Consider the following 1,463-nt stretch of genomic DNA (forward strand, 5'->3'; position numbering starts at 1 on the left):
GGCTCTTCGCAGTTAGCAGTGGCATTGATGCCGACTGGGTGTGCTCCGCCGGGAGCGGCGGGTGCAGGCCCACCGTACCCTGCGTCGCTGGTTGTCGGGGTTGCGGAATCCGAATGCGATCCGCCCGACGTGCTTGACGATTCGGTTGTAGCCCTCGCTGCGCGCGTTGGACAGGCCCGTCTGGATGGCCCGGACGATGGGGTCCTGCCAGGTCTCGACGGTGCGAGCCAGCGCGGTGACCTCGGGCACCGAGCAGGCGGCACAGAACTTGTAGAACCGATACAGGGCGGCCCGGATCTCGTGCCGCAGCCCACCGCGGGCGGTGCACGCGAGCAGATCGCGCAGCAGTTCCTTGGCGATCCAGGCGGCGGCGATCTCCTCGCTGGGGTCGGCGGCGAGCAGCTTGGTAAACAGCTCGGTGCGCTGCCCGCCGGTGAGGGTCTCGGCGCCGCGCAGCAGCCGGCGCCGGTTGATCCACTCCACATCGCTCTTGCGGCCGCGCCGGCCCCGCTGGGTCTGGGTGACCCGCCGGCGCACCGCATCGACGACCTCGTTGGCCTTCTTGACCAGGTGGAACCGGTCGACCACCAGCTCGGCGTGCGGCAAGGCCTCGCGCACCGCCTTGGCGTACACGCTGGACAGGTCGATGGTGACGTGGGTGATCTGCCGGCGCCACTGCTCGTCGCGTGCATCGAGCCACTCGATCACCGTCGCCGAGCTGCGGCCGTTGACCTGGGCGAGCAGGCCCTGATCACCGGCGACGTCGACCAGGCCGGTGTCCCAGCGGTCCACCCACCGCCGTGCACCGGTGACCGGATCGGTCTCCCACTTCGCCTTGCCGCGGCGGGTCTCGTCGATACCGAGGACGGTCACCGGCTCGGGTTCGTCGTCGAGGACGGTGTCGGCGACGGCGGCGACCCGATCGTGGACGGTGTGCCAGGCGCACCGGTACTCGGCGGCGACGGCGGCCACCGAACGGTCGTCGTCGAGGACACCGGCGGCCATCATCGTCTTCGCCCGCGGGGTGACCCGGGCACGGGCCGGGATGCCCGGCACCGACTCGGTGAACACCTTCCGATCGCAGACACTATTGGCGCACAACCATTTCCGCTTGCTCCATTCGAGCCGGGGACGGTCGGGGCCGACCTGCACATCGCGGGGACGAGTGGTGACCCAGCCCTTCGACCGCGTCGCCCTCTGCCCGCACTGCGGGCACACGCCGACCCATCGGGGGTCGGTGCCGAGCCGGACGATCCGACTGCCGTCGTCGACGCGCCGCACCGATTCGACGACGACGCCGTCGAGATCGAGCAGCAGTGAACCACTACTGTGGAGCATGCCCGCGTTCCTTGCTGGTCTGGTTGCCTGAAGAACACCCAGCTCACAAGGGCGCGGGCCCTTTTTCAATCACCGACACGGCACGGGGTCGGACAACATCACGCCCCTACCAACTGCGAAGAGCC

The 1,463-nt window shown here is 69.5% G+C and carries 1 pseudogene; it reads right to left on the reverse strand.

The features are described 5' to 3' along the window. Positions 1 to 12: 12 nt before the first annotated feature. Positions 13 to 1,385 (reverse strand): annotated as a pseudogene (locus G6039_RS30090) (ISL3 family transposase). Between the last annotated feature and the right edge of the window lie 78 nt (positions 1,386 to 1,463).

Origin of the sequence: Rhodococcus aetherivorans, assembly GCF_011058165.1 — a bacterium.
Lineage (GTDB): Bacteria > Actinomycetota > Actinomycetes > Mycobacteriales > Mycobacteriaceae > Rhodococcus > Rhodococcus aetherivorans.